This is a genomic window from Sphaerisporangium flaviroseum, assembly GCF_039537005.1.
Taxonomy (GTDB): domain Bacteria; phylum Actinomycetota; class Actinomycetes; order Streptosporangiales; family Streptosporangiaceae; genus Sphaerisporangium; species Sphaerisporangium flaviroseum.
Window position 1 is genome coordinate 191,446 of record NZ_BAAAZR010000010.1, and the last position, 13,276, is coordinate 204,721.

Annotated in this window: 9 protein-coding genes; 1 reads left to right on the top strand and 8 read right to left on the bottom strand. The window is 71.3% G+C overall.

The window, feature by feature from the left end; genetic code table 11:
* Window positions 1-24: 24 nt before the first annotated feature.
* Genes ABD810_RS21640 through ABD810_RS21650 form a run of 3 tightly spaced genes read right to left on the bottom strand, consistent with a single transcriptional unit; the run spans window position 25 to window position 3,142 of the window.
* Window positions 25-918, bottom strand: coding sequence for a carbohydrate ABC transporter permease (locus ABD810_RS21640; protein ID WP_344943175.1), 894 nt, complete (start codon window positions 916-918; stop codon window positions 25-27).
* Window positions 918-1,823 carry a carbohydrate ABC transporter permease gene (locus tag ABD810_RS21645; protein ID WP_344943178.1) on the bottom strand — a complete coding sequence of 302 codons (906 nt, stop codon included), beginning with the start codon at window positions 1,821-1,823 and terminating at the stop codon, window positions 918-920. Before ABD810_RS21645 ends, ABD810_RS21640 begins: the two co-directional genes overlap by 1 nt.
* Entirely contained in the window at window positions 1,820-3,142 is a 1,323-nt protein-coding gene (locus ABD810_RS21650) for an ABC transporter substrate-binding protein (RefSeq protein WP_344943181.1), read from the bottom strand. Before ABD810_RS21650 ends, ABD810_RS21645 begins: the two co-directional genes overlap by 4 nt.
* A gap of 199 nt (window positions 3,143-3,341) precedes the next feature.
* Between ABD810_RS21650 and ABD810_RS21655 the strand changes: the two genes are divergently transcribed.
* Entirely contained in the window at window positions 3,342-4,346 is a 1,005-nt protein-coding gene (locus ABD810_RS21655) for a LacI family DNA-binding transcriptional regulator (protein WP_344943184.1), read from the top strand.
* Between the two features lie 144 nt (window positions 4,347-4,490).
* On the opposite strand, the gene hypF is transcribed toward ABD810_RS21655, so the two are convergent.
* The 5 genes from hypF to ABD810_RS21680 form a co-directional block, all read right to left on the bottom strand.
* A complete protein-coding gene (hypF, locus tag ABD810_RS21660) occupies window positions 4,491-6,782 on the bottom strand; it encodes a carbamoyltransferase HypF (RefSeq protein WP_344943187.1) in 2,292 nt (763 codons plus the stop codon).
* Window positions 6,783-6,825: 43 nt separating this feature from the next.
* A complete protein-coding gene (locus tag ABD810_RS21665; protein ID WP_344943430.1) occupies window positions 6,826-7,107 on the bottom strand; it encodes an ABC transporter permease subunit in 282 nt (93 codons plus the stop codon).
* A 1,055-nt stretch (window positions 7,108-8,162) separates the two neighbouring features.
* Window positions 8,163-8,552, bottom strand: a complete 390-nt coding sequence (locus ABD810_RS21670) for a nuclear transport factor 2 family protein (RefSeq protein ID WP_344943190.1) — start codon at window positions 8,550-8,552, stop codon at window positions 8,163-8,165.
* Window positions 8,553-8,733: 181 nt separating this feature from the next.
* A complete protein-coding gene (locus tag ABD810_RS21675) occupies window positions 8,734-9,774 on the bottom strand; it encodes a hypothetical protein (RefSeq protein ID WP_344943193.1) in 1,041 nt (346 codons plus the stop codon).
* 142 nt (window positions 9,775-9,916) lie between these two features.
* Window positions 9,917-12,679 carry an AAA family ATPase gene (locus ABD810_RS21680; protein WP_344943196.1) on the bottom strand — a complete coding sequence of 921 codons (2,763 nt, stop codon included), beginning with the start codon at window positions 12,677-12,679 and terminating at the stop codon, window positions 9,917-9,919.
* Between the last annotated feature and the right edge of the window lie 597 nt (window positions 12,680-13,276).

The window sequence follows — 13,276 nt, forward strand, 5'->3', positions numbered from 1 at the left end:
CCAAGGTATGCGAACGTCTGCGGGTCACGCCTTGACGGCGCCGCTGCTCAGGTCGGCGCGCCAGAACCTCTGCATCGTGAGGAAGAGCGCGATCAGCGGGATGAGCGCCACGAAGGTGCCGATGAGGATCAGGTTGTACAGCGCCGGGTTGTTCGCCCCGGCGGCCAGCATCGTGTAGAGCCCGACCGTCAGCGGGAACCTGTGGTCGTCGCCGAGCATGATGAAGGGCAGCAGGAAGTTGTTCCAGATGGCCACGAACTGGAACAGGAAGATGGTCACCAGGCCCGGTGTCATCAGCGGCAGCGCGACCCGTCGCAACAGGGTCCAGTGCGAGGCCCCGTCGATGCGCCCGGCCTCCAGGAGGGAGTCGGGAATGGCGGCGCCGGCGTACACCCGGGCCAGATAGATGCTGTAGGGGTGCAGGATCTGCGGCAGCAGCACCGACCAGTAGGTGCCGGCGAGCCCGACCTTGGAGAACAGCAGGTACTGCGGGATCGCCAGCACCACCGAGGGCACCAGGATGCCGCCGATGAGCAGGTTGAAGATCAGGTCACGTCCCGCGAAGCGGTACTTGGCCAGGGCGTAGCCCGAGACCGCGGAGACGGCCGTCGACAGCAGCGCGCCGCCGCCCGCGTACAGCAGGGTGTTGAGCATCCACAGCCAGAACACCCCGTCCCGGTAGGCGGCCAGGTCGGCCAGGTTCTGCAAGAACCCGGTGCCGAGGGAGAAGGTCGCGGTGGAGAACAGCTCGCCGGAGGTCTTGGTGGAGGCGAGCACCACCCAGCTGACGGGGAACAGGCAGTACAGCGCGCCGAGGATCAGGATCCCCGTCGGAACGATCCCGTGCGGCCCGCGCGCGGCCCTGACTGCGTGACGGGAGACGCCCTGATCGGCTCCGCTCAGCGTCGAGGTGGCCATCACGCCTCCCCGAAGGCGCGGTTCTTCACCACGCGCAGGAAGGCGAAGGACAGGACGAGGGAGATTCCGGCGATCACCATGGCGGTCGCGGCCGCCGAATACAGGTCCCCGGTCACGAAGGCGTCCCGGTAGACCTTCATCAGCGGGCTCCAGGTCGAGCTGATGGTGTTGGTCAGCGGCCGCAGGACGGTCGGTTCGGTGAACACCTGGATCGTGGCGATGATCGAGAAGACGGTGGTCAGGATGATCGCGGGCGCCAGGATCGGGATCTTGATCCGGATCGCGATCTGCAGCTCGGACGCCCCGTCGATGCGCGCCGCCTGGTAGAGGTCCGGGGAGATGGCACGCAGGTTGGTGTAGAGCACGAGCATGTTGAAGCCGGTGCCGCCCCAGACCGCCACATTGGCCATCGAGTACACCACGGTGGAGGGGCTCAGCAGGTCGACGCCGAAAAGCTCGTGGACGGGGCTGACGCTCGGCAGGTACAGGAAACCCCACATCAGTCCGGCGGCCACCCCGGGCACCGCGAACGGCATGAAGATCGCAACGCGGGAGAACCGCGCGAGCCGTACCCGCGCGGCGTCGAGCATCAGCGCGAACACCAGCGCGAGCCCGAGCATGACGGCGAGCACGAGCGCGCCGTAGCCGAGGACCCGCAGCCAGCCGGCCCACAGCTCGCCGTCGCCCACCGCGGTGGCGTAGTTGTCGAGCCCGACGAAGATCTCCTTCCTGGAGCCCTTGCCGAAACCGAGCCCCGAGACTTTGGTCCTGCGCAGACTCAGGTAGACGGTGTAGCCGATCGGCACGAGCAGGAACAGCGCGAACATCGTCAGAGCGGGGGCGAGGAACAGATAGGGCGCGGCGCCCGCGCGGTTGACGCGGGCGCCGCCGTTCGCGCTCTTCACTGCGCCAGCCGGAAGCCGGCCTTGGTCATGTCCGCCACCGTCGCGTCCTGGACGGTGCGCAGGGCGTCGCTGAAGGAGGTCTTGCTGAGCACGGCCTTGTCGAAGGCGTCCCTGAAGGCGTTGTAGGCCACGTTGACGTTGGGCCCGAAGGTGAAGCCGCGCGCCCCGGCGGTGAAGGTGGCGGCCTGCCGCCAGAAGCCGGGGACGTTGGAGAAGTAGGCCGGCGGCTCGGTGAGCAGGGCGGCGCCCTTGGTCGCGGCCGGGTAGACCTGGCCGTGCTTCACCAGCAGGCCGAGGGCCTCGGGATCGGTGTTGAGCCAGGTGGCGAACTCGGCCGCGGCCTCCTTGTGCTTGGAGGCCGCCGCCACGGCGACCGCCGAGCCGCCCCAGAAGCCGCTGTGGTTCTCGCCGGCGTTCCACTGCGGCAGTTGCGCGATGGCCCACTTGCCCTTGGCCTTGGGGGCGTTGCTCGTCAGCGGTCCGGGGGCCCAGATCGCCGACGGCCAGGTCAGCAGCGTGCCGTCGTTGAGCGCCTTGTTCCACTGGGGGGTGAAGTAGGGCATGTCATCGATGACCCCCTCCTTGACCAGGCCGCCCCAGTAGTCGGCGAGCTTCCTGGTGGGTTCGTCGTCGACGGCGACCTTCCACGACTCCCCGTTGATCGACCACCACTGGCCACCTGCCTGCTGGGCGAGACCGGCGAAGGAGCCGGGATCCTTGCTGGAGAACGTGCCGAGGAACACCTTCGGCTCCTTGCGGTGAACGGTCCTCGCGGCCTCGGCGTACTCGTCCCAGGTCGTGGGCACCGCGATGCCGTACTTCTTGAACAGGTCCTCGCGGTAGTAGAGCATCATCGGCCCGCTGTCCTGCGGGATGCCGTAGACCGCGTCGGTGCCGAGCGTGACCAGCCCCCAGATGCCCTCGCCGAACTCCGGCTTGACGGCGTCGGCCGCGGGCTTGATGTCGGCGACCGCCTCGGCCGCCACGAACGAGGGCAGGGCCTGGTACTCCGCCTGCATCAGGTCCGGCGGGTTGCCCGCCTTGGCCGCGGTGAGGAACTTGGTGGCCGCGTCGTCGCCGCCGGCCTGGGTGCTGGAGGTGACCTGGATGTTCGGATGCGACTTGTTCCAGGCGGCCACGACCTTGTCCATGTTCGGCACCCAGTTCCAGTAGGTCAGGGAGACCTTCTGGGCCGCGGCGCTCGACGACGGGGCGGCGCTCGAGGGTGCGGCACTCTGTCCGGCGCCACCCGAGCAGCCCGCCACGACGGCGGCGGCGAGGGTGGCGGCGGCTATGGCGGCAAGCCTATTCACATGCATGTGGGCCTCGACTGTGGGGGGTTGGGGGCCATCTGTAGTTTGGAAGTCCTAGATTCCGTGAACGTTCACAGCGTGTTGGCATCCCAGATCGATGTCAACCCCTCGTTTCGGTCCTGTTAACTGCCCTAAGGTGCGGTCAAGACGGGCCGAGATGGGCTGTGTACGCTCACAGAGTTATGGGAATGAGCCGTGAGATGCTGTGCGTGTGAAGAGGCCGACCATCCATGACGTCGCCGCGGCCGCGGGGATCTCCCGGGGGACCGTCTCGCGCGTCCTCAACGGTGACCGTTACGTGAGCCCCGCGGCTCGCACCGCCATCGAGCGCGCCATCGCGGAGACCGGTTACGTCGTCAACCGCAACGCCAGGAACCTGGTCAGGCAGCGCTCCGGATCGGTCGTCATGGTGCTGTCCGAGCCCCACGAGAAGCTCTTCGAGGACCCCAACTACAGCACCACCATCCGCACCGCCATCCGCCGTCTCGGCGAGCGCGACCTGTCCCTGGTCATGATGATCGCCGGTGACGACCGCGACCGCGAGCAGGTGCTGCGCTACGTGCGCGGCGGCCACGCCGACGGCGTGCTGCTGCTGTCCACCCACGCGGGCGACCCGCTGGTCGACAGCCTGCACAGCGGCCACATCCCGGCGGTGTCGTGCGGTGCCGTCATCGGCAGGGAATCGGTGATCCCCTTCGCGGCCTGCGACGAGCGCGGCGGCGCGCGCCAGATGACCGAATACCTGATCTCGCGGGGGCGCAGGAAGATCGCCATGATCACCGGGCCGATGGACACCCCGGGGGGCATCCAGCGCCTCGAAGGCTTCGCCGACGTGCTCGGCCGCAAAGCCTCCACCAAGCTGGTCGAGCACGGCGACTGGACCCATACGAGCGGCGAGCTCGCCATGGCCCGGCTGCTGGAGCGCGTCCCCGACCTCGACGCGGTGTTCGCGGCTTCCGACGTGATGGCGTCCGGCGCGATGCACACGCTCCGCGCGGCCGGCCGCCGCGTGCCGGACGACGTGGCGGTCGGCGGGTTCGACGACTCCTCGGTGGCGATCTCCACCCATCCCCTGCTCACCACCATCCGCCAGCCGCTCGGCGACATCGCCGAGGAGACGGTCCGCCTGCTGCTCGACCTCATCGACGGCGCCGAACACGTCGAGTCGGTGACGCTGCCGACGACGCTGGTCGTCCGCGACTCGGCCTGATCCCGGCCCGGCGGTGCGGCCGGTCGTCCGTGCCCGGCCTGGCTCCGGCCCGGCGGTGCGGCCGGTCGTCCGTGCCCGGCCTGGCTCCGGCCCGGCGGCCGGACGGGCGGGCGGCTCGCGGTGCCCGGCAAGGGCTGCGCGGCTCTAGCCCGCGCCGGTGAGCACTCCCGCGCGGTCTCTGGCCGCCGCCACCGCGGCCTGGCCCAGGCTGATGCCGCCGTCGTTGGCCGGCACCCGGAAGTGGGTCAGCACCCGGAAACCGCCGGCGCGCAGCCGGTCCACCGCCCGCTCCAGCAGCAGCACGTTCTGGAACACCCCGCCCGACAGGGCGACGGCCGTCACCCCGGTGGAGTCCCGGAACGCGCGGCAGCACCGCACGATGACCTCGGCCACCCCGTTGTGGAACCGGGCGGCGATGAGCGCCGGGGCGACGCCCGCCAGCAGGTCCTCCGCCGCGGCGCGCACCAGGTCGGCGCCGGACACCACCAGCGGCCCCCCGCCGGAGACCGTCGCGACATAGGCGCCGCGCTCGGCGGGATCCGCGAGCTGCTCCAGCTCGATCGCGGCCTGGCCCTCGTAGGTGATCGTGTCGCGCGTGCCGAGGACGGCCGACACCGCGTCGAACAACCGGCCGGCGCTCGAGGTGAGCGGGGAGCCGAGCCCGGCACGGCCGATCGACACGACGTCCTCCCAGCGCGTGTGGTTACGACGCGCCACCTCCAGCCGCTCCGGCGGCCGCCGGTCGTACGCCTCGTCGAGGTAGGCGGCGGCCATCCGCCAGGGCTGCCTGATCGCCGCCGCGCCCCCCGGCATCGGTACGGGGGCGAGGTGGCCGATGCGCTCGAAGGAGACCAGGTCGGCGAGCAGGAACTCGCCACCCCAGATGGTGCCGTCGGTGCCGTACCCGAGCCCGTCGAACGCCACCCCGATCACCGGTCCCGGCTCGCCGTTGTCGGCGAGGCAGGACGCGATGTGCGCGTGGTGGTGCTGCACGCCGACCGGCTCGGCGGCCGTCATGTCCCTGGCGTGCTTGGTGGACAGGTACTCCGGGTGCAGGTCGTGCGCGACCAGCTCTGGTTCGATGCCGAACAGCCGCGCGAAGTGGTCGATCCCCTCGGCGAACGATCGCAGGGTCTCGTAGTTCTCCAGGTCGCCTATGTGGTGCGACACGAAGGCGCGGTGCTCCTTGGCCAGGCAGAAGGTGTTCTTCAGCTCGGCGCCGCAGGCCAGGATCGGCCGCGGCGCCTCCCAGCGCAGCGTCACCGGCTCCGGCACGTAACCGCGGGAGCGGCGCAGCACCGACTCCCGGCCCAGGAAGGGGCGCACCACCGAGTCGTCGGTGCGGATGTGGATGGGCCGGTCGTGGGTGAGGAACGCGGCTGCGATGCCCGCCAGCCGGGTGAACGCGTCGGAGTCCACGTAGGCGATCGGCTCGTCCGAGACGTTGCCGCTGGTCAGCACGATCGGTTCGCCCACGGCGGCGAGCAGCAGGTGGTGCAGCGGCGTGTAGGGGAGCATGAGGCCGATCCGGCGGTTCCCGGGCGCCACCGATTCCGCCACCGGGGCGTCGCCGGCGCGCGGCAGCAGGACGATGGGCCGCCCCCTGCCGGTGAGCAGCGCCGCGGCGGTCCCGTCCAGCTCGCAGAGCAGCGCCGCCCGGCCGAGATCGGGCACCATGACCGCGAACGGCTTGTCCTCACGGTGCTTGCGCCGCCGCAGTGCCGACACCGCGGCCTCGTCGCCGGCCAGGACCGCCAGGTGGTAGCCGCCCAGCCCCTTGACCGCCAGCACCTCCCCGGCGCGCAGCACCGCGGCGCCCAGGCCGGTCGGGTCACCCGGCGGCTCGCTGCCGCCGGCCTCCAGCAGGCGCAGCTGGGGCCCGCAGGCGGGGCAGCACGTGGGCTGGGCGTGGAAGCGCCGGTCGGCGGGGTCGTGGTACTCGGCGGCGCAGGCGGCGCACATCGTGAACCCGGCCATCGTCGTCAGCGGGCGGTCGTAGGGTACGTCCCGCACGATGGTGAACCGCGGCCCGCAGTTGGTGCAGTTGATGAACGGGTAGCGGAACCGGCGATCCGCCGGATCGGCGAGCTCGCGAAGGCAGTCGGAGCAGGTGGCGCCGTCGGGGGAGACGAGGGCGCGCCGGTGGCCGGACGCGTCGCTGTCCACGATCGTGAACCCGCCGGCGGAGCCCGGCCGCCCTGCCACGACGCTGACCCGCTCGATGCCGGCGAGCGGAGGCGCATCGCGTTCCAGGGCCCTGAGGAACTCGTCGACCTGCGGCTTGGGTCCCTCGACCTCGACGAACACGCCCTCGACGTCGTTGCCCACCCGGCCCGCCAGGCCGAGTGCGGTGGCCAGGGAATACACGAAGGGCCGGAAGCCGACGCCCTGGACGACGCCCTCCACCCGCACATCGACCCGTACGTGCCCGCTCACCTGGTCAATGTGCCCCCGGCCCGGTCGCGCATGCGCGGCGTGCTCACTTGATCGCGCCCCGGAGCACTCCGGAGATCACCCACCGCTGGGCGAGCAGGTACACCAGCAGCACGGGGGCCAGCGCCATGAGATATGAGGCGAAGGCCGTGGTGTAGTCGGTGTTGAACCGGCTCTGGAAGACGTACTGCACCAGCGGGAGCGTCCGGGCGCTAGGGCTCGACAGGACCACCAGAGGGAGCAGGAAGTCGTTCCACGCCCACACGAAGGTCAGGATGCCGACGGTCGCGTTCATGGGGGCCAGCAGCGGGAAGAGCTGCCGCGAGATGGGGGTGGAGGTAGTGGGGCTGTGGGGGGTTGGGTTGAGCGTTTGGTTTGATCTGGTGGAGGCCCTCCCGGTACCCGTTTGATCGGGGTACCCGGGTGCTGCCCGCCCGGATTGGGATTTCCACGGACGGGGGCGTGGGGTGGGACGGGATCAACGCGCCGGGGGTCTGGAACTGCCGCGAGACGGGGGCGGGGGTTGGGGGCCGCGGGGTTGGGTCGAGCATTGATTTGATCTGGTGGAGGCCCTCCCGGTACCCGTTTGATTGGGGTACCCGGGTGCTGCCCACCCGGATGGGGACCTTCCACGGACGGGAGCGTGGGGTGGGAGGGAGTCGACCCGCCGGGGTCGGGAACTGCCGCGAGACGGGGGCGTGGTCGGAGCGAGCTGTCGCGACCGGGGCGTGAGGCGCCCCAACGCGGGTGGGACGCACCCCTTGAACCGCGCTGCGGTCGTGTGGCAGTTCCCCAGCTGGGTGGGCGGCAACCGGGTACCCCGATCAAACGGGTGCCGGGAGGGCCTCCACACCGTCAGATCACACGCTCGACCTACCCCTCGATGTCCCCGCCCGTCGCCATCACGCTGCCCCCACCGCGCTGCGGTCGTGTGCCAGTTCCACAGCTGGGCGGGCGACAACCGGGTACCCCGATCAAATGCGTGCCGGGAGGGCCTCCACAAGCTCAGGTCAATTGCTTGACCTACCCCTCGATGTCCCCGCCTGTCGCCATCACGCTGCCCCCACCGCGCTGCGGTCGTGTGGCAGTTCCCCAGCTGGGTGGGCGGCAACCGGGTACCCTGATCAAACGGGTGCCGGGAGGGCCTCCACAAGCTCAGGTCAACTGCTTGACCTACCCCTCGATGTCCCCGCCTGTCGCCATCACGCTGTCCCCACCGCGCTGCGGTCGTGTGCCAGTTTCACAGCTGGGTGGGCGGTAACCGGGTACCCCGATCAAACGGGTGCCGGGAGGGCATCCACACCGTCAGGTCAAACGCTCGACCTACCCACCACACCCCCCCCGGCGCAATCACGCTGGCCCCACCACGAGCACGTGGCGTCTTCAGGCAGAGGAATGGTCGCCGATGCCGCCAAGACGCGCGTTCATGGCTTCGGCCAGGGCAAGTGTGGCGCTGAGCGGCCGCGTCATGACGGTGAGTTCGGTGATCGAGCCCTTCTCGTCGACGTGGATGAAGTCGCTCCCTTCTAGTTCCCGGCCGCCGATGTTCGCGTGGAAGACCAGAGCGTGGTCGGCCGATTCAGGCGATCCGATCTCCCGCACGTAGCGGAAGTTCTCGAACACCTGGAATACGGCCCGAAGAATGGGTTCGACGGCCTCGCGGCCCTGGTACGGCTTGAACACGACGGGACTGCGGAAGACGACGTCGTCGGCGAGCAGATCCAGCAGGCCGTCGATGTCTCGTGCTTCCACCGCGGCACGGAAGGGATGCATGGCTCACCTCTACACTCACTTTGTCCAGTAGGTGGGGGTAAGACTACTCACGGATCTTCCCCAGCCGACCGGCCGGTGGCGATGCGCGACGACCTTCTCGTCAAGCTCCAAGCGGCTTCGGTCACCGCTTAGCGGTTCCAGTCACCGCCTGGCGGCTTCGGTCACCGCCCGGCGGGCGCGCCTAGCGGATCGGGAGGGCCTGGAGCCGGTCGACCGGGATCTCCGAGAGCACCACGTACTTCTCCGAGCCGTCGGGGACCAGGTCGTCGGGGTCGAAGAGCTTGGTGTAGGGGTCCACGCCGCCGTTGCGGGCCATGTACGGCCGGGGGTCCTCGGCGTAGGTGACCAGCGCGCCGCCCTTGTCGGTCATGATCAGCCCGTACTCCTGCATCGCCCGGGCGATGGTGCGGGCGCCCGGGCTGGTCAGCGTGTTGACGTCGAAGGCCGGGTCCAGCCGGAACCGCTGGCCCTCGCACGGGATGTCCTCGCCCTCGACGTAGCCGTCGTCTCGGGTGGCGGGCCAGCTGTGGCATCCGGCCCTGGTGCGCACGGTGACGATGTTGAGAGCGTGGTCGATGTACCCCCGCCGCAGCTCCTCGATCCGGATCGTGAACGCGCCGAAGGGCAGGCCGGTGGCCGTGGCGCCCAGCGGATTCTCGAAGATCCCCGGGTTCTTGGAGTAGTGCTCGATCTTGCCGCCCCAGCAGGCCGACCAGTTCCCGCTCGTGTCCTTCTCAGCGCGCCAGAAATCCCAGTAGGTGTCGGTCGACGGCTGGTAGATGGTGACGGAGGCGTCGGTGCCCTGGGACACGATCATGTCGGGCGGGGTCGGCACGGAAGCGATGCTGTCCGCGATGACCGGAGCCAGCTCAGGCATGTTCAGGCAGTCGGAGAAGGTCCAGCGCCGGCGCGGCGTGTGCGGGCCGACGTGGTAGATCGGCGTCGAGTAGGTGTCGGTGTTGATCGCCCAGGAGCCGTAGTTGTTCACCTTGTCGAGTTGGATGTTGTCGACGATGGCCTGGGAGTTGGGGGCCAGCGCCACGTTGCGCGGCAGCTTGGTGTTCCACACGCCGGTGGGGGAGAAGCCGTTCGTCGGGTGACGTCGTGCTCGCGTCGCGTCGCCGTCGCCCGCCGGCGACGGGCCGGAGGCGGCCATGCCGGTCGACGCGGCCAGGGCGACGGCCGCCAGCACCCGAATCGTGTGCTTTACGCTTCTGCGCATGCCAGGTCAGGCCTTCCAGGTGGGAGGGGGGCGCCGACCAGCGTAGATCGCGGTCCGGCCCGCGGCTTCCGGGGCGATCCCCAGACATTTCGCCGCCCTGCCCTGGGATGGCGTGGCGGGCACCCTGGTTCGCCGGCCTCGCTCATCCCGGGCCGGTGACCACCTGGCGCAGGTCGCGCCGCGTCGTGACGTCGAGCCGGCGGTACACGTTGGTCAGGTGGAACTCGACCGTCTTGCGGCTGAGGACCAGCCGTTCGGCGATCTCGCGGTTCGACAGCCCCTGGCAGACCAGGGTCACCACCGCACGCTCGGCGGGTGTCAGCGTGCCGAGCGGGGCGGGGGGCCCGTCCAGCGACAGCCCCGCGTGCCCGGCCGCCTGGAGCGTCTGGGCGACGTACGCGGCGGCGCCCATCGCGGTGAACTGGTGGAGGGCGGACCGCAGCGCCCGCTCGGCGGCGGCCCTGCGACCGGCCACCTCGAGGCACCCGCCCATGAGCAGGTGGAGCCGGGCGGCCTCCAGGCGGAGCCCGGCGGCGCGGGCGAGCGGGATGGCACGACGGCACTCGCGCAGCGCCCTGTCGGGATCGCCCTGGGCCATGGCGATCTGGGCACTGACCCGGGCGACGCAGACCTGGATGGACAGCCGCCCCGTGGGCCCGGCCCGGGCGAGGAACGCGTCCAGCGCCTCGGCGGCCTTGGTGGGACGGCCCAGCTGGGACAGCGCGTCGGCCAGCAGCGGTCCGAGCAGGTGGGTGCCCGGTTCGGGGGCGGGGTAGGCGTCCGGCACGCCCTCCGCCACCGCCAGCAGCCTCGGGGCGTCGCCGCGGGCCTGGGCCAGCGCCGCCTCACCGGCGGAGGCGTAGGTGAGCCCGGCCGCGGTGCCGACCGTCCGTGCCCAGGTGGCGGCCTGCTCGACGTGCGCCTCGGCCCGCTCCCACGCCGCCTGCGCGGCCAGCGGGTAGCCGGCCAGGGCGTGGACCATCGCGTAGTCCCAGACCCGGTCGTTCTCCTCGGCGTCGCCGACCGCCAGCTCGGCGTGCAGGACGGCCTCACCGAGCGCGCCCATGCGGTACTGGACCTCGCCGAGGAAGCCCAGCGCCTGGCCGATCCTCAGGGTCTCGCCATGCGCCGCCCGGCGCACGGCGGCGGTGAGGTCGCGGCGGGCCCCTTCCAGATCGTCGGTCCACAACCGGATCATTCCCCGCGCGACCAGCCCGTCGAGTCCGAAGGGCGCGCCAGGGGCGTCCGCCCGTGCCAGCGCGGCCAGGGCCTCGGGGGCGCGTCCCGCCAGCGCGAGACCGACCGAGCTGGCGAACCATCCGAAGGCGGCGACCCAGGGTTCCCGTGCGGTGGCCACCGCGACCGAGCCGTACTCGACCATTTCCGTATACGAGGCGGTCACCACCGCGATGATCGCCAGCTGGGTGGCGACGCGGGCCTCCAGATCGGTCGGATCGGCCGCGGAGGCGCCGGTGCCTTCCCGGAGCGTCGCCAGCGAGCGGCGCAGACGCTGCCGCGCCTCCGGGATACGGCCACTCAGCAGGAGCTGGTAGCCCAGGACGTAGTCGCGCCAGGCCCCCGGCGCCACCTCGGCGAGCTCTCCCTGGTGGTCCAGGGCGGCGGCCACGTCCCCTGCCACCAGCAGCGTCTCGACGGTGGTGAGCAACCGGGGAGCACGCGCCGGGCCTTCGGGCGTGAGGTCGAGCGCCTGGCGCAGGTAGACGGCCGCCAGCCCGATCTCGCCGCGGGCCAGCCGCGCGTGCGCCTCGCGTTCGATGTCGGCCGCGAGCCGCTCGTCGGGGCGCTCGGCCGCGGCGATGCGGTGCCAGAGGGCTGCGGGGCCGCCGTGCGCCGCGGCCCGGTGGTGCAGCTCGCGCCGGTCGGCCACGTCGAGGTCGTGGTAGGCGAGCCCCCGGACGAGCGTGCCGGTGAACGCCAGCTCGTGACCGGCTGAGCCGGGCACCTCCTCCAGCAGTCCCGCGCGGATCGCCTCGGCGGCGGCCTCGGCCGTGCCGGCGCGGCCGGTCAGCTCGCGTACGCGCGCGAGGCTGAAGCTCCGTCCGAGGACCGCTCCCGCGGCGACCAGCTCGCGGGCCGGTGGACGGCAGGAGGCCAGCCGGGCCCGTACCGCCGCGGCGACGCTCCGGGGCGCGGGCAGCGGCCCGTGCCCGTAGGTGATCGAACGCATCGGGAGCTCGTCGAGCAGGTGCCGCGCGTGCATGGGGTTGCCGGCCGTGTGCTCGTGCAGCCGGGCGGCGCCCGCGGGGGACAGGTGGGGGTGGCCGCAGGCGACGGCCAGCCGGACCAGTTCGGAGGCGGACATCCCCGGCAGGGTCAGCAGGAGCCCTCTGTCGGAGTCGAGCAGCCGTCCCCATGCGTCGCCGAGCTCGGGAAACGGGCCCTGGCAGGTCAGGGTGGAGAGCTCTCCGGGCGTCTGGTAGGCCACGATGATCAGCACCGCGCCGCCCGCCAGCCGTCGCGCCGCCAGGCGGAGCACGCTCATCGAAGGGTGGTCGGCCCAGTGCGCGTCGTCGACCACCAGGATCAGGCCGCCGCGGTCCTGGAGGTCGCGTGCGAGTGCCTGGCCGGCGAGGCACGGGTCCACCGGGCCGCCGGGCGGCATCGCCATCGACCCGGGCAGTGCCCCGGTGATCTGCGTCAGCACCGCCCACGGGAGGGCGGCCTCGTCCTGGTCGCCACTGGCCCACACGACGGTCTTCGGGTCGGCCCCGCGCAGGAAGTGCCTGACCAGGGTGGTCTTGCCGATTCCCGGGTCGCCCGCGACGCCGACGACCCTGGCCTCCCCGCGCGTGGCCGCCTCCCACGCCTCGCGCAGCCGGGCCAGCTCACGTTCCCGGCCGACGAATCCTTCGCCATAGTGCCCACCGGCGGCCCTGCCTCTCACGAGCGCCCTCCTCCCGGCACCGCCTGGTGCCGTCGAGTGGCGTCCCCGGGGGTGCGCTCCCGCACGCGATCACGGGGATGGGGACCTGCCCGTATCACGGTAGGCAGCCCTGGATGCGGTGTCGAGGTGGACGCCCTCGGTCATTCCTCGTCGGCCGGAAGGGTGAAGAGCCGGATGTAGAGGGGGCGCGCGTCCTCGGCGCGGTGGCTGTATCTCATCAGCAGTGCCATGTAGGCCTCGCGATGCACGGGACGGTCCTCGCGCCCGCCGCGGCGAAGCCCGCGCGACCGGGCATGGTCCTGGTGCACGGCGCGGGAACGGGCACGCCGCGCGAGAAGCTGATGGGAGAGGCCGTCGAGTTCGCCCGCCGGAACAAGTGTCCGTGCTCATCTACGACAAGCGATGCGAGGGCTATTCGCCAGAGGCGGACGGACACGGTCGTACCTTGCCGAGCGGCTCGGCGTGCACGACCATCCCGAGCCGCTCGTTACGGCCATCGGCCGAATCTACAATGTAAAGGCGCTGGATTGTCGCCGAGTGAAGGTCAGCCGAGTGAAGGTCAGCCGGGCGAACGTCAGCCGGGCGAACGTCAGCCGG

What these genes read in the sequence shown, in the direction of transcription:
- ABD810_RS21640 (WP_344943175.1), bottom strand. Translation starts at nt 918, where the DNA reads ATGGCCACCTCGACGCTGAGCGGAGCCGATCAGGGCGTCTCCCGTCAC.
- ABD810_RS21650 (WP_344943181.1), bottom strand. Translation starts at nt 3,142, where the DNA reads ATGCATGTGAATAGGCTTGCCGCCATAGCCGCCGCCACCCTCGCCGCC.
- ABD810_RS21670 (WP_344943190.1), bottom strand. Translation starts at nt 8,552, where the DNA reads ATGCATCCCTTCCGTGCCGCGGTGGAAGCACGAGACATCGACGGCCTG.
- ABD810_RS21675 (WP_344943193.1), bottom strand. Translation starts at nt 9,774, where the DNA reads ATGCGCAGAAGCGTAAAGCACACGATTCGGGTGCTGGCGGCCGTCGCC.